Genomic DNA, 14,555 nt, shown 5'->3' on the forward strand with positions numbered 1-14,555 from the left:
TGACTGCTAAGGTGAAATTATGACGACTCTCGGAACCGCGCTGCGCCCTGCCGCAACGCGTGTGATGCTGTTAGGTTCAGGCGAACTGGGCAAAGAAGTGGCGCTGGAGTGTCAGCGTCTGGGTGTGGAAGTGATTGCAGTGGATCGTTATGCCGATGCCCCTGCGATGCACGTTGCGCACCGTAGCCATGTGATCAATATGCTGGACGGTGATGCGCTGGCTGCGTTAATCGCGCAGGAGAAGCCGCACTTCGTGGTGCCAGAAATTGAAGCTATCGCCACCGAAAAACTGCTGGAACTCGAAGCGCAAGGCCAGAAAGTGGTGCCTACCGCCCGTGCTGCGCGCCTGACCATGAACCGCGAAGGTATTCGCCGTCTGGCGGCAGAAGAGTTGTCGTTACCGACCTCGACCTATCAGTTTGCTGACAGCAAAGAGAATTTCGTTGCGGCCGCCAATGAAATTGGTTTTCCGTGCATCGTTAAACCGGTGATGAGCTCATCGGGCAAAGGTCAGAGCTTCATCCGCGAAGCCAGCCAGTTGGATAAAGCCTGGGACTACGCGCAGCAAGGTGGTCGTGCCGGTGCCGGTCGCGTAATCGTTGAAGGCGTGGTGAAGTTTGATTTCGAAATCACCCTGCTGACCATCAGCGCAGTGGATGGCATTCATTTCTGTGCGCCAATTGGTCATCGTCAGGAAGATGGCGATTACCGTGAATCCTGGCAGCCACAGCAGATGACCGATTTGGCGCTGCAGCGCGCACAAGACATCGCATCTAAAGTGGTGAAAGCGCTGGGCGGATACGGTCTGTTTGGCGTTGAGCTGTTTGTCTGCGGTGATGAGGTGGTATTCAGCGAAGTCTCTCCGCGCCCACACGATACCGGTATGGTGACGCTGATTTCACAGGATCTGTCAGAATTTGCGCTGCATGTGCGCGCGTTCCTTGGCCTGCCAATCGGCGGTATTCGCCAGTATGGCCCGGCAGCCTCGGCGGTGATCCTGCCACAGCTGGACAGCAACAATGTGCAGTTCGTTAACATCGAAGCCGCATTGGGCGCGGGACTGCAATTGCGTCTGTTCGGCAAGCCAGAGATTGCTGGTCAACGTCGTCTGGGCGTGGCGCTGGCAACCGGTGACAATACCGATGAGGCGATTGCACGTGCCGTGGCGAGTGCCGCAGCCGTGAAAGTTGAGGGCTAATCCCCTCGCCTGCTATTCGTCTGTAAAGACAACGTATAAGGGCGGCCACCAGGCCGCCCTTTCAGTATGCGTAATTCGCACCCTGGCAAATCTGCAAATGCGTTACTTCGCGCCTTCAACGGCCTCACGCGCCAGACGCGTAATACGATCCCAGTCACCGCTTTCCAGTGCATCGTTCGGTACCAGCCACGAACCACCAATACACAGCACGCTTTTCAGCGCCAGATAGTCACGGTAGTTGGCCGGTGAGATACCGCCGGTTGGGCAGAAACGCACCTGCGGGAACGGACCGCCAATCGCTGACAGCGCTTTAACACCGCCATTGGCTTCCGCCGGGAAGAACTTAAACTCACGCAGACCGTAATCCATCCCTAACATCAGTTCAGAAACGGTGCTGATGCCCGGAATCAATGGCACCGGACCTTCAACCGCAGCTTTCAGCAGAGGCTCGGTTAGACCTGGGCTGATCACAAACTGCGCACCGGCATCGGTGACTTCTTTCAACTGCTGGGTGTTGATCACCGTGCCCGCACCGACAATCGCTTCCGGCACTTCTTTGATCATCGCACGCAGCGCATCCATCGCCACCGGGGTACGCAGCGTCACTTCCAGCACGCGCACGCCGCCCGCCACCAGCGCTTTGGCCATCGGCACAGCGTGTTCCAGTTTGTTCACCACAATCACCGGCACAACCGGGCCCGTTGTCATGATCTGTTCAGCAGTGGTTTTCCAGTTCTTCATCAGGTTTCCTTAGTGGCATCAGCCCGACTCACATCCGGCTGTCAATGTTTGGGCTCTACCATACAAGATTGGCTGGAGCGGCGTCTATCGGATATCAAAAATTATTGAAACTCTGGTTCAATTTTAAGAAAAATGAATTTTGGGCACAAAAAAGCCCGCTCAATGGCGGGCTTAGATTTTATGGCTTATTCAAACTCATTCCACGAACGGCCATCGCGGGTAATCATTGCAACGGAAGCCACCGGGCCCCAGGTGCCTGCCTGATAAGGTTTAGGCGCTTCGGCATCGGCGTTCCACGCATCAATGATGGAATCCACCCAGCCCCATGCGGCTTCCACTTCGTCACGGCGTACGAACAGCGCCTGAATACCGCGCATGGTTTCCAGCAGCAGACGCTCGTAGGCATCCGCCAGATGTGACTGGTTGAAGGTCTCGGAGTAGCTCAGATCCAGCTTGGTGGTCTGCAGTTTGTGCTTGTGATCCAGACCCGGCACTTTATTCAGGATCTCGATATCCACACCTTCGTCCGGCTGCAGACGAATGGTCAGCTTGTTCTGCGGCAGCTCAGCGTAGGAGTCTTTGAACAGGTTCATCTCTGGGTTCTTAAAGTACACCACAACCTCAGAGCATTTGGTCGGCAAACGCTTACCGGTACGCAGGTAGAACGGCACGCCCGCCCAGCGCCAGTTATCGATATCGACACGGATCGCCACAAAGCTCTCGGTGGCGCTCTGCTTGTTAGCGCCCTCTTCTTCCAGGTAACCCGGCACTTTTTTGCCCTGCACGAAGCCCGCAGTGTACTGGCCACGCACGGTTTTTTCGCGCACGTTGGTTTGGTCGATACGACGCAGTGAACGCAGCACCTTCACTTTCTCATCACGGATCGCATCCGCGCTGAGATCGGATGGCGGTGACATGGCGATCATGGTGAGGATCTGCAACAGGTGGTTCTGGATCATGTCGCGCATCTGGCCAGCTTTATCGAAGTAACCCCAACGGCCCTCGATACCCACCTCTTCCGCCACAGTAATCTGCACGTGGTCGATGGTGCGGTTGTCCCAGTTATTCACGAAGATGGAGTTAGCGAAACGCAACGCCAGCAGGTTCAGTACCGTCTCTTTACCGAGATAGTGGTCGATACGGAACACCTGGCTTTCTTCGAAGTACTTGCCGACGCTGTCATTGATCTCTTGCGAGGTCGCTAATGAGGTACCGAGTGGCTTCTCCATCACCACGCGCGCCGGTTTGGCATTCAGCTTGGCTGCGCCCAAACCGTCACAAATCGCCCCAAAGGTGCTTGGCGGCATCGCGAAGTAGTTGATGGTGACACGATCTTTCTGGTCAAGCATCTTGCCCAGCTTGGTGAAATGCGAGGTGTCGTTAACGTCGAGGTTGCAGAAATCGAGACGGCTGCTGAGTTTGTCCCACAGCGCTTCGTCGATTTTCTCCTTCATGAAGGTTTCCAGCGCTTCACGGACCACTTTGGTGTACGCGTCTTTGTCCCACTCCGCGCGCCCCACGCCGATAATGCGTGTGGTTTCGTGAATCTGACCGGCTTTCTCCAGCTGATACAGTGAAGGCAACAGTTTCCGGCGAGCAAGATCGCCTTTGGCACCGAAAATAACCAGATCGCATGCCTGGGCTGTTTGTGTTACCGCCATTTTCCTCTCCTCGTTGCAGGATATACCCGGTTTGAGCGTCCTCATCATCCCAGGTCCTTATTGTAATTTTCTTACAGCACAATGTACTTTTTTCCCCGCATCGGAACAACCCAGACGCGGTGTGGCATTAGCCATTACTTTGAACATGATGGCGAACAAAGGTGTGTTGTCGTGTGCGCTTTCGGCACTTTTTCTGTTTCGATGTTTGTCGGAGTAAAACCCGGCAACGATCAAAGTATGACAAAAAAAACGCGCTTACATTTGTCCGCTGCTGCGTGCGAGGGCGTATTACACGGTATATTCTTGTGAATTGGCAGCGTTTTATCATGTGATGAACGCGATAAAAGTAAGTGAGGCGCATCAGGTTAACGACATGCTGGAACATATTCAGGCGCAACTTGACGCGCTGAGCAAATCTGAACGAAAAGTGGCAGAACAGATTCTGGCTGCTCCGCAGCAGGCGATGCACTCCAGCATTGCCACCCTGGCCCGTGCTGCCGACGTCAGCGAACCCACGGTGAATCGTTTTTGTCATCGCATGGGCACGCGCGGCTTCCCCGACTTCAAATTACGCCTGGCGCAGAGTCTGGCGAAAGCCCCGAACTGGGTCAGCCGCGATGTGGAAGAAAATGACAGCGTCGAAAGTTACAGCCACAAGATTTTTGATTCAGCCTTGGCCGGGCTAAGCCACGTGCGCCAGCAGCTGGATATGCAGGTGATCGATCAAGCCGTTTCAGCACTCACTCAGGCTAAAAAAATTGCCTTTTTTGGTCTCGGCGCTTCTGCTGTGGTGGCTCACGATGCGACCAATAAATTCCTGCGCTTTAATCTGCCGGTCATCTGGTCAGAGGATATTGTGATCCAGCGCATGAGTTGCATAAATAGTGGACCAAATGACGTTTTTGTTCTCATATCACATACTGGTCGAACCAAAAATATGATAGAACTGGCTCGCCTGGCGCGTGTAAACGCTTCCACAGTTCTGGCTATCACCTCTCCGGGTTCACCCCTTGCGGCAGAAGCAACCCTCGCACTGACGCTCGATGTACCTGAAGATACGGATATCTACCTGCCGATGGTTTCCCGCCTTGCGCAATTAACCGTGGTTGATGTTTTGGCGACAGGTTTTACCCTTGAGCGCGGCGCGGCATTCCGCGAAAATCTGAAACGAGTAAAAGAAGCGCTCAAAGATTCGCGCCTGGAAAAGCGGGTGCTGTAAAATAATTAACATCACATTCACAATGTGAGTCGAATCACAGCCCATCGATCATATAGAATATGCGATTACACCGTGTCCCCTTGAGAGTGACACGAACCTTTGTCAACGGAGTCCTTCATGTCAAGACGTCTCAGAAGAACCAAGATCGTAACTACCCTCGGCCCAGCCACCGATCGCGACAATAACCTCGAAAAAATCATCGCGGCGGGCGCGAACGTGGTGCGACTCAATTTCTCCCACGGCACCGCGGAAGATCACCAGATGCGCGCCAACAAGGTGCGTGAGATTGCCGCCAAGCTTGGTCGTCACGTGGCGATTCTGGGCGACCTGCAAGGTCCTAAAATTCGTGTTTCTACCTTCAAAGAAGGCAAAGTCTTCCTGAATGTCGGCGATCGCTTCCTGCTGGATGCGGATATGAGCAAAGGCGAAGGCGACAAAGAGAAAGTCGGTATCGACTACAAAGGCCTGCCAGAAGACGTGGTGCCAGGCGACATCCTGCTGCTGGATGATGGTCGTGTGCAGTTGAAGGTGCTGGAAGTTCAGGGCGTAAAAGTGTTCACCGAAGTCACCGTCGGCGGCCCGCTCTCAAATAATAAAGGCATTAACAAACTCGGCGGCGGTCTGTCTGCAGAAGCGCTGACGGAGAAAGACAAAGTGGATATCGTCACCGCTGCGAAAATCGGTGTGGATTACCTGGCGGTATCCTTCCCGCGTAATGGCGAAGACATGAACTATGCCCGCCGTCTGGCGCGCGATGCAGGTTGTGATGCCAAACTGGTGGCCAAAGTCGAACGTGCAGAAGCCGTTGCGTCACAGGAAGCGATGGATGATATCATCCTCGCTTCTGACGTGGTGATGGTGGCACGTGGTGACCTCGGCGTTGAGATTGGCGACCCAGAACTGGTCGGTATTCAGAAGGCACTGATCCGTCGTGCGCGTCAGCTGAACCGCACCATCATTACCGCCACGCAGATGATGGAGTCGATGATCACCAACCCGATGCCAACCCGCGCCGAAGTTATGGACGTGGCGAACGCCGTGCTGGATGGTACCGATGCCGTGATGCTGTCCGCTGAAACTGCTGCCGGTCAGTATCCTGCCGAAACCGTGTCAGCGATGGCCAAAGTGTGCCTCGGCGCGGAAAAAATCCCAAGCGTCAACGTGTCAAAGCACCGCCTTGAGGTGCAGTTTGACAACGTTGAAGAAGCGATTGCGATGTCTGCGATGTATGCTGCTAACCACCTTCAGGGTGTTTCCGCCATCATCACCATGACCGAATCGGGCCGTACCGCGCTGATGACTTCACGTATCACTTCCGGTCTGCCGATCTTCGCCATGTCACGTCACGAACGTACATTGAACCTGACCGCGCTGTTCCGTGGCGTGACGCCGGTGTTCTTCGACAGCAACAATGATGGTGTTGCCGCCGCGCATGATGCAGTGAACCTGCTGCGCGACAAAGGTTTCCTCGTCTCTGGCGACCTGGTGATTGTCACCCAGGGCGACGTGATGGCGACCACCGGCACCACCAATACCAGCCGAGTCCTGCGCGTAGACTAAACGCTCACGCACCACCGACAGCGGCTGTAACAACATGGACAAACGCGACTGCCTGGCAGTCGCGTTTTTATTTTTTCTCTGACAAGGAGGCCAGATGGCCCGCTTTCAACCGATTACGCAACTCACCGGACGGGTGCTGCTATTTCCGCTCGCCCTGGTACTGTTTGAATTCGCGACCTATATCGCCCATGACATGATTCAACCCGGCATGCTGCTGGTGATCACAGAGTTCAATGTGGGCCCGGAGTGGGTCTCAACCTCACTGACCGCTTATCTGATGGGCGGCGTGGTGCTGCAGTGGCTGCTTGGCCCGCTCTCGGACAAATATGGCCGCCGTCCGGTCCTACTGTTCGGCATTTTGTTCTTTGCCGCGGCCTGCATTCTCACCACCTGGGTGAGCAACATCGAGCAGTTTGTCACGCTGCGCTTTATTCAAGGCATCAGCCTGTGCTTTATCGGCGCAGTGAGTTACGCGGCGGTGCAGGAAGCGTTTGATGAGGCTTTAGCAGTGCGCATGATGGCGCTGATGGCAAACGTGGCGCTCCTGGCTCCTCTCGCCGGTCCGCTGGCAGGTGCCGCCTGGTTAACGGTGGGTGAATGGCGCAGCATGTTCTGGTTATTTGCCATTTGCAGCGTGGTGGCTTTCGTGGTGCTGTGGCGCATCATGCCGGAAACCGCCGGCGATCGTAGCCACTCCATCGCCCTGCCCAACCTGGCGCGCGCTTATGGCCGTTTAGCACGCGATCGTCAGGTGATGTACGGATCATTCGCCATTGGCCTGGTGTTTATCCCGATTCTGACCTGGGTTGCCCTGTCGCCGGTGATCCTGATGCACGATGAAGGTTTATCGCGCATGGAGTATGCGCTGCTGCAGTTGCCGGTATTCCTGGCGATGATTGCCGGAAACCTGACGCTGGGCAAGCTGGCGGGACGCGTGCCGATTGAACAACCGGTGAAATTCGCTGCCTGGCCAATTTTGATCGGTTTAAGCATCTCGCTGCTGGCTAACCTGCTCGACAGCCATACCTACCTGCTGCTGACCGCGGGATTAAGCCTGTACGCCTTTGGCGCGGGCATGGTGAATGCGGGACTCTATCGCCTGACGCTTTACTCCAGCAATGAAGGTAAAGGCAGTGTGGCGGCGATGCTGGGTATGATCAGTATCTTAACGTTAGCCATCGGCATTGAACTGGCGAAAGCAGGCTATTTCAGTGGAGGCACACCGTGGTTTAGCGGTATTAACTTTGTGGCAGGCGTGTTGTGGTTTGGCCTGGTGATTCTGTTCCTGCGTGAACGTAAACGACGCAGTCATGTTCAAGCGGTAGAATGAATAAGGGGCCAATCGGCCCCTTTATTATTTCTTTCGTGGATAAAGCTCGTCACGCGAATAGGGTTCAATGTCGCCCTCTTTGCGCGTTTTCAGTAGCTTCAGAATCCAGGTGTATTGTTCCGGATGCGGCCGGACAAATACCTCAACTTCCTCGTTCATACGTCGTGCCAGGGTGTTGTCATCGGCATCCAGCAAATCATCCATCGGCGGACGCACATAGATTTCCAGCCGATGTGTCTCGCTGTTATAGACCGGGAACAGTGGCACCACGCGTGCGCGGCAGACCTTCATCAAACGTCCGACGGCGGGCAATGTCGCTTTATAGGTGGCAAAGAAATCCACAAACTCACTGTGCTCCGGGCCATGATCCTGATCCGGCAGATAGTAACCGTAATAGCCCTGACGCACCGAGGCGATAAACGGTTTAATACCGTCATTGCGCGCATGCATGCGTCCACCAAAGCGGCGGCGCACGGTGTTCCACACATAATCCAGCAGTGGATCGCTCTGATTATGGAACATCGCCGCCATCTTCTGCCCTTCCGAAGCCAGCAGCATCGCCGGAATGTCCACACCCCAACCGTGTGGCACCAGGAAGATCACATTCTCCTGGTTGGCCTGTAACGCTTCAATGATTTCGCGACCGTGCCAGTCAACGCGCTGACTCACACGTGCCGGATCGCGCATCCCCAACTCAGCCATCATCACCATCGCCTGCGGCGCGGTGGCAAACATACGATCAGCAATCTCTTCGCGCTGCGCTTCGCTCAACTCCGGCAGGCAATAGTAGAGATTGATCAGCGCACGACGACGCGCACTTTTTGCCAGCTTACCGGCAAACCGACCTAATCCGCCCAGAATCGGATCGCGTACTTTGGCAGGCAGCATTGCCATACCCGCCAGCGCACCAATCGCCAGCCAGTTGCCCCAGTATTTCGGTTTTAAAAAAGAACGTTGAAAAACGGGAATAAATTCACTGTTATTTTTCTTTCGGGTTTCCATGCACTCGCCTCTGACAATCACGGGACAATGATAGTGACGGTGGTTAATTTTGCAATCATCATGCGTCAGATAGCAAAAAACCGACGAATAATTCGTCGGTTTTTTCACTATTGGCTACAGAATTAAGCTATTTCAATGCCAGTTGTGGCAGATAGCTCTTCACGTCCGCCAGATAGTTGCTGCGATCTTTACCGGTCAGCCCTTCCATGCGCGGCAGTTTTGCCGTGAGTGGATTGACAGCCTGATTGTTGATCCACACTTCATAATGCAGATGCGGGCCCGTAGAACGCCCGGTGTTGCCAGACAGCGCAATACGGTCACCGCGCTTCACTTTCTGTCCTGGTTTCACCAGCGCCTTACTCAGGTGCATATAACGGGTCATATACTGACGACCGTGACGAATCGCCACGTAATTACCAGCCGCCCCGCCATTTTTCGCCATCACCACTTCACCATCACCGACGGCAAGCACCGGCGTACCGATAGGCAGTGCGAAATCGACACCCTTGTGCGGCGCGATACGACCCGTCACCGGGTTAAGACGACGCGGATTAAAGTTAGAGGAAACACGATACTGTTTCACCGTCGGGAAGCGCATGAAGCCACGCGCAAGGCCCGAGCCATTACGATCGTAGAATTTGCCATCTTCCGCGCGGAACGCGTAATAATCTTTGCCACCGGTACGCAGACGTACACCCAGTAGCTGGCTCTGTGCACTTTTACCATCCAGCATCTCACGGGACATCAGCACACTGAAATCATCACCGGCGCGCAGTTTGCGGAAATCCATCTGCCACTGCATCGCTTTGATCACATTGCTGGTTTCAGCACTGGTCAAGCCGGCACGCTGAGCACTGGCACCAAAGCTGCCACGCACTTCACCTTTCAGCACGCTATTCTGCCACTCACCTTTTTGCATCTCCTGCTGCATCTTGAAGCTGCCATTTGGCTGACGCTCGTAGGTGCGGGTTTCTCGACGATCCACTTCCCAGGTAAAGTTTTGCAGTTGACCATCCGCATCCAGCGTCCAGCTGAGTTGCTGGCCGACACGCAGATTACGGAAGTCTTTATCGCTACTGACTAAGGCGTTGATATCACCGAGATCAATACCGTACTGGTTAAGCGCGCTGCTTAAGGTATCGCCAGAGGAAACGGTGTAATCGTGTTGATTCGGGTTGTCCTGCACATCTTTATCGATGTCATCGGCCGGAATCTCTTCTTCCGGCTCAACCGTGGTCTGATCGATCGGCTCACTGGCTTCGGGCAACAGCGTGCGCAGTTCGTTTTTGTCCAGCGTGATGTCTTTCACGATGGGGGCAACATCATGGGGATGGTAAACGTAAGGCCGCCAGACAGCGACGGCCAACGTAATCACGGTTAATGAACCCAACATAACGCGGTGGGGACGCGGCAAATTATTAAATGCGAGGGCGACAGAGCGGGCTATCTGCTGCACTTTTACCTATTCCTCTATGCTCCATTCAGGCAGCTCGCATACTGGCTCGACAACTGTGAGAGGAATTTCACATAGCTGTCTTTGGTTAAGCTGATTCCCATGCCAAGTGGATCCAGTGTGCCTTTGCGCACGTTGGTTCCGCGAGACACGGCATCGATGACGGCCGGCCTGAATTGTGGTTCAGCGAAAACGCATACGGCTTTCTGCTCAACCAACTGTGTTCGTATTTGATGTAAACGCTGGGCGCCCGGTTGGATCTCAGGGTTGACGGTAAAATGTCCGGCTGGGGACAAACCGTAGTGTTTTTCAAAGTAGCTGTACGCATCGTGAAAAACGAAATAACCCTTATTCTTAACCGGGGCAAGCTGCGCGCCAATATGCTTATCCGCATCTGCTAATTCTGCTTCAAACTGCTGCAGGTTTGCGTCAAGTTTGGCTCTGCTTTGCGGCATAAGTTCCAATAATTTTCCATGGATTGCAACCGCAGATTGTCTCGCAATCTCTGGGGACATCCACAGGTGCATATTAAATTCACCATGATGGTGGTGTTCATGAGCCGAGTCGTCGCCTTCAGATTTTTCTGAGTCGTGGTCATGATCGTGACCGTGCTCATGTTCATCCTCATCTTCACCGCCACGAATCAACAGCGGTTTAACGCCGGGCATGGCCGCAATTTCAAGATTTTTAGCTTCAGGTAACCCCGCCGCTGACTTAGTGAGGAACGCCTCCATTTCTGGACCTACCCATACCACTAAGTCCGCGTTTTTAATACGTTTTACATCCGAAGGACGCAGAGCATAATCGTGCTCTGAAGCGCCATCTGGCAGTAAAACTTCCACCGGCGTAACGCCATCGGCAATCGCCGCTGCGATAAATCCGATCGGTTTGATTGAAGCCACTACGGCTGAGTGCGCGGGCATCGCGCAGGCGGCGGCGAGAGCCGCAGCAGGAAGAGTGAAAGCGAAGCGCTGCTTAATGTGTAACATAATGCGTCATTCCATCGTGACCTGTTGATGGAATGTGATATTATAACATTCGAAATTCAATGCAACCCGTAAATAATATGTCGTCACTTGTTACACTTGAAAGCATTTCAGTGAAATTCTCCCAGCGCCCTGTGCTATCAGGCATTAGCCTGACGCTCGAGCCGGGAAAAATACTCACGCTGCTTGGGCCGAACGGCGCGGGCAAATCTACGCTGGTACGGACGGTGCTCGGCCTTCTCGCGCCCACGGGCGGCACGGTCAAACGCGTCCCCGGTTTACGCATCGGCTATGTGCCACAGAAATTGCACATTGACCCGACACTGCCGATCACCGTTGAACGGTTTATGCGCCTGACGCGTGGCAGCAAACGCGACGCCATTCTGCCGGCATTGAAACGCGTGCAGGCAGGCCATCTGCTGAATGCGCCCCTGCAAAAACTCTCGGGTGGTGAAACCCAGCGCGTGCTGCTGGCGCGAGCCCTGCTCAATCAACCGCAGTTGCTGGTGTTGGATGAACCCACGCAAGGCGTCGACGTAAATGGGCAAGTGGCGCTCTACGATTTAATCGATCAGCTGCGCCAGGAGCTTAACTGTGGCGTGCTGATGGTTTCACACGATCTGCATCTGGTGATGGCAAAAACCGACGAAGTGTTGTGCCTCAACCATCACATCTGCTGTTCCGGTACGCCGGAAGCGGTGTCTCAGCATCCAGAATTTATCGCCATGTTCGGCCCACGCGGCGCGCAGCAACTGGCTATTTATCGCCATCATCACAATCACCGTCACGATTTACAGGGACGCATTGTTCTGCGCAAAGGAAATGGTCCGTCATGATTGAACTGTTATTACCCGGCTGGCTCGGTGGTGTACTGCTGGCGCTGGCGGCGGGTCCGCTAGGCTCGTTTGTGGTCTGGCGTCGTATGTCCTATTTCGGCGATACCCTGGCACACGCTTCTCTGCTCGGCGTGGCCTTTGGCCTGCTGCTGAATGTGAATCCCTATTACGCAGTGATTCTGGTGACGGTATTTCTGGCGCTGGGATTAGTATGGCTGGAACGTCGTCCACATCTGGCGATTGATACCTTACTCGGCATTATGGCGCACAGTGCGCTGTCGCTCGGTTTGGTGGTGGTCAGCCTGATGCAGGGCGTGCGCGTCGATTTAATGGCGTATCTGTTTGGCGATCTGCTGGCGGTCACACCGGATGATTTGTGGATGATGGGTGCGGGTGTGGCCATTGTGCTGGCGGTGATGGCATGGCAGTGGCGTTCGCTGCTGTCGATGACCATCAGCCCGGAGCTGGCGCAGGTGGATGGCGTCAACATTCAGCGCACGCGCCTGATGCTGATGCTGGTCACTGCATTGACCATTGGCGTGGCGATGAAGTTTGTCGGTGCGCTGATTATCACGTCGCTGCTGATTATTCCTGCCGCCACCGCACGTCGTTTTTCCCGTTCACCGGAACAGATGGCCGGTTTTGCGGTGATTATCGGTATTCTGGCGGTTACCGGCGGACTGACGTTCTCCGCCACTTACGACACACCCGCGGGTCCTTCCGTGGTGCTGTGCGCCGCTGTGCTTTTCATCTTCAGTATGGCGAAAAGGCCAGCGGCGTAATAAAGGGGCCTGCAATGGCCCCTTAGCGAATACCCCATCGCTAAACTGCGCATCCGAACATAGGATGGCGTAACGCTGGATTACTCTTCGCGGCTGATGCCGAAGTGCTTATAAGCATGCTGCGTGGCCATACGGCCGCGCGGCGTACGCTGAATGAATCCCTGCTGAATCAGGAAGGGTTCAATCACATCTTCGATGGTTTCCCGCTCTTCACCAATCGCTGCCGCCAGGTTATCCAGACCCACCGGACCACCAGAAAACTTGTCGATGATCGCCAGCAGCAACTTGCGGTCCATATAATCGAAACCCTGATTATCGACGTTGAGCATATCCAGCGCGCTGGCAGAGACTTCACCACTCATCACGCCATTAGCACGGACTTCGGCGTAATCGCGTACACGACGCAATAGACGGTTGGCGATACGTGGCGTACCACGAGCACGGCGCGCGACTTCTAACGCACCCTCTTCACTCAACGCCAAACCTAAGCACGCTGCGCTGCGGCTGACGATGTGTTGCAGATCCGGTACGTTGTAAAACTCAAGACGCTGCACGATACCGAAGCGATCGCGCAGTGGCGATGTCAGTGAACCCGCGCGGGTGGTGGCACCAATCAAGGTGAACGGCGGCAAATCGAGTTTAATCGAGCGCGCCGCTGGGCCTTCGCCAATCATGATATCCAGCTGATAGTCTTCCATCGCCGGATACAGCACCTCTTCCACCACCGGTGACAGACGGTGAATCTCATCGATAAACAGCACGTCGTGAGGTTCAAGGTTGGTCAGCATCGCGGCCAGATCGCCCGCCTTCTCCAGCACCGGGCCCGAGGTGGTTCGCAAATTCACGCCCATCTCATTCGCCACAATGTTAGCCAGCGTGGTTTTGCCTAACCCCGGCGGGCCGAAAATCAGCAGATGATCCAGCGCATCGCCACGCAGTTGCGCCGCTTTGATGAATATCTCCATCTGCTCACGCACCTGCGGCTGACCGACATATTCCGCCAGGAGCTTAGGACGAATGGCACGGTCGAGGCTCTCTTCTTCGATAATAGAGCCGCCCGAGACCAGGCGATCGGCTTCAATCATGCATTACCTCAAATAGCTGCGCGCAGAGCTTCACGGATCAGGGTTTCGCAGTCCGCATCAGGTTTGCCAACTTTACTGATCATGCGGCTGGCTTCTGCCGGTTTATAGCCCAGAGCCACCAGCGCAGCAACCGCTTCAGCTTCAGCGTCATTCGCTGCTGGCGCTTCAGACGGCGTGGTCAGCGTAAAGGTCGAGTCGCTGCCAAACAGATCGCCGTGCATGCCTTTGAAGCGGTCTTTCATCTCCACAACCAGACGTTCTGCGGTTTTCTTACCCACGCCAGGCAGTTTGATCAATGACACGATCTCTTCTCGCTCGACGGCGGTGACAAACTGCTGTGCGGACATGCCAGAAAGGATCGCCAGCGCCAGTTTTGGACCCACACCATTCACTTTCACCAGTTCACGAAACAGCGCACGCTCTTGCTTGTTATTGAAGCCAAACAGCAGCTGCGCATCTTCACGCACCACAAACTGGGTAAAGATAATCGCTTCCTGATTGATCTCCGGCAGCTCGTAGAAGCAGGTCATTGGCATGTGCACTTCATAACCGACACCGTTCGCCTCAATTAACACCAGCGGCGGCTGTTTTTCCAGAATATTGCCTCGTAAGCGACCAATCACCTGAGCAGTTCCTTATGTAATTCTATCAACACCGAATAGATCTCCGCTGACGATAGAGTGGCGCGCGCACGAATCCCAA

The 14,555-nt window shown here is 54.8% G+C and carries 13 protein-coding genes; 6 read left to right on the top strand and 7 right to left on the bottom strand.

The window, feature by feature from the left end; all coding sequences use genetic code 11:
• The first annotated feature begins 19 nt into the window (after window positions 1-19).
• On the top strand, window positions 20-1,198 hold the full coding sequence (purT, locus tag ACXI0A_RS13015; protein ID WP_224931748.1) for a formate-dependent phosphoribosylglycinamide formyltransferase: 1,179 nt from the start codon (window positions 20-22) through the stop codon (window positions 1,196-1,198).
• 102 nt (window positions 1,199-1,300) lie between these two features.
• On the opposite strand, the gene ACXI0A_RS13020 is transcribed toward purT, so the two are convergent.
• A complete protein-coding gene (locus tag ACXI0A_RS13020; RefSeq protein ID WP_034828669.1) occupies window positions 1,301-1,939 on the bottom strand; it encodes a bifunctional 4-hydroxy-2-oxoglutarate aldolase/2-dehydro-3-deoxy-phosphogluconate aldolase in 639 nt (212 codons plus the stop codon).
• A gap of 185 nt (window positions 1,940-2,124) precedes the next feature.
• On the bottom strand, window positions 2,125-3,600 hold the full coding sequence (gene zwf / locus ACXI0A_RS13025) for a glucose-6-phosphate dehydrogenase (RefSeq protein ID WP_224931745.1): 1,476 nt from the start codon (window positions 3,598-3,600) through the stop codon (window positions 2,125-2,127).
• A 373-nt stretch (window positions 3,601-3,973) separates the two neighbouring features.
• Between zwf and ACXI0A_RS13030 the strand changes: the two genes are divergently transcribed.
• The 3 genes from ACXI0A_RS13030 (at window position 3,974) to ACXI0A_RS13040 (ending at window position 7,709) form a co-directional block, all read left to right on the top strand.
• Complete coding sequence (locus ACXI0A_RS13030) at window positions 3,974-4,819, top strand: MurR/RpiR family transcriptional regulator (RefSeq protein WP_224931744.1); 846 nt, start codon at window positions 3,974-3,976, stop codon at window positions 4,817-4,819.
• Between the two features lie 117 nt (window positions 4,820-4,936).
• Window positions 4,937-6,379 carry a pyruvate kinase gene (gene pyk, locus ACXI0A_RS13035; protein ID WP_224931742.1) on the top strand — a complete coding sequence of 481 codons (1,443 nt, stop codon included), beginning with the start codon at window positions 4,937-4,939 and terminating at the stop codon, window positions 6,377-6,379.
• A 94-nt stretch (window positions 6,380-6,473) separates the two neighbouring features.
• On the top strand, window positions 6,474-7,709 hold the full coding sequence (locus ACXI0A_RS13040; protein WP_224931740.1) for an MFS transporter: 1,236 nt from the start codon (window positions 6,474-6,476) through the stop codon (window positions 7,707-7,709).
• Window positions 7,710-7,733: 24 nt separating this feature from the next.
• Here ACXI0A_RS13040 and lpxM read toward each other — a convergent pair whose 3' ends face one another.
• The 3 genes from lpxM to znuA all read right to left on the bottom strand — a co-directional run bounded on the left by lpxM (window position 7,734) and on the right by znuA (window position 11,153).
• The gene (gene lpxM / locus ACXI0A_RS13045) at window positions 7,734-8,711 is read right to left on the bottom strand and encodes a lauroyl-Kdo(2)-lipid IV(A) myristoyltransferase (protein ID WP_224931738.1); all 978 of its coding nucleotides are present in this window, start codon (window positions 8,709-8,711) and stop codon (window positions 7,734-7,736) included.
• A gap of 127 nt (window positions 8,712-8,838) precedes the next feature.
• On the bottom strand, window positions 8,839-10,167 hold the full coding sequence (gene mepM / locus ACXI0A_RS13050; RefSeq protein ID WP_224931736.1) for a murein DD-endopeptidase MepM: 1,329 nt from the start codon (window positions 10,165-10,167) through the stop codon (window positions 8,839-8,841).
• A gap of 14 nt (window positions 10,168-10,181) precedes the next feature.
• Window positions 10,182-11,153 (bottom strand): zinc ABC transporter substrate-binding protein ZnuA, encoded by a 972-nt coding sequence (gene znuA, locus ACXI0A_RS13055; protein WP_224931734.1) that lies wholly within the window; start codon window positions 11,151-11,153, stop codon window positions 10,182-10,184.
• Window positions 11,154-11,230: 77 nt separating this feature from the next.
• Between znuA and znuC the strand changes: the two genes are divergently transcribed.
• Together znuC and znuB are read left to right on the top strand one after the other, a co-directional pair.
• Window positions 11,231-11,986, top strand: coding sequence for a zinc ABC transporter ATP-binding protein ZnuC (gene znuC / locus ACXI0A_RS13060; protein ID WP_476148444.1), 756 nt, complete (start codon window positions 11,231-11,233; stop codon window positions 11,984-11,986).
• Window positions 11,983-12,768: a zinc ABC transporter permease subunit ZnuB gene (gene znuB / locus ACXI0A_RS13065; protein ID WP_224931730.1), complete on the top strand. Its 786-nt coding sequence runs from the start codon at window positions 11,983-11,985 to the stop codon at window positions 12,766-12,768. The genes znuC and znuB overlap by 4 nt, the downstream gene beginning before the upstream one ends.
• An 80-nt stretch (window positions 12,769-12,848) precedes the next feature.
• Here znuB and ruvB read toward each other — a convergent pair whose 3' ends face one another.
• Window positions 12,849-13,853 carry a Holliday junction branch migration DNA helicase RuvB gene (ruvB, locus tag ACXI0A_RS13070; RefSeq protein WP_224931728.1) on the bottom strand — a complete coding sequence of 335 codons (1,005 nt, stop codon included), beginning with the start codon at window positions 13,851-13,853 and terminating at the stop codon, window positions 12,849-12,851.
• Window positions 13,854-13,861: 8 nt separating this feature from the next.
• On the bottom strand, window positions 13,862-14,476 hold the full coding sequence (gene ruvA, locus ACXI0A_RS13075; protein ID WP_224931727.1) for a Holliday junction branch migration protein RuvA: 615 nt from the start codon (window positions 14,474-14,476) through the stop codon (window positions 13,862-13,864).
• Between the last annotated feature and the right edge of the window lie 79 nt (window positions 14,477-14,555).

This window comes from Pantoea sp. C1E2, assembly GCF_056491465.1.

Bases quoted from the DNA above. Each gene is read 5' to 3' on its own strand.
- znuC (WP_476148444.1), top strand. From the start codon at position 11,231: ATGTCGTCACTTGTTACACTTGAAAGCATTTCAGTGAAATTCTCCCAG.
- ACXI0A_RS13020 (WP_034828669.1), bottom strand. From the start codon at position 1,939: ATGAAGAACTGGAAAACCACTGCTGAACAGATCATGACAACGGGCCCG.
- lpxM (WP_224931738.1), bottom strand. From the start codon at position 8,711: ATGGAAACCCGAAAGAAAAATAACAGTGAATTTATTCCCGTTTTTCAA.
- zwf (WP_224931745.1), bottom strand. From the start codon at position 3,600: ATGGCGGTAACACAAACAGCCCAGGCATGCGATCTGGTTATTTTCGGT.
- znuA (WP_224931734.1), bottom strand. From the start codon at position 11,153: ATGTTACACATTAAGCAGCGCTTCGCTTTCACTCTTCCTGCTGCGGCT.
- purT (WP_224931748.1), top strand. From the start codon at position 20: ATGACGACTCTCGGAACCGCGCTGCGCCCTGCCGCAACGCGTGTGATG.
- ruvB (WP_224931728.1), bottom strand. From the start codon at position 13,853: ATGATTGAAGCCGATCGCCTGGTCTCGGGCGGCTCTATTATCGAAGAA.
- pyk (WP_224931742.1), top strand. From the start codon at position 4,937: ATGTCAAGACGTCTCAGAAGAACCAAGATCGTAACTACCCTCGGCCCA.
- ACXI0A_RS13040 (WP_224931740.1), top strand. From the start codon at position 6,474: ATGGCCCGCTTTCAACCGATTACGCAACTCACCGGACGGGTGCTGCTA.
- znuB (WP_224931730.1), top strand. From the start codon at position 11,983: ATGATTGAACTGTTATTACCCGGCTGGCTCGGTGGTGTACTGCTGGCG.
- ACXI0A_RS13030 (WP_224931744.1), top strand. From the start codon at position 3,974: ATGCTGGAACATATTCAGGCGCAACTTGACGCGCTGAGCAAATCTGAA.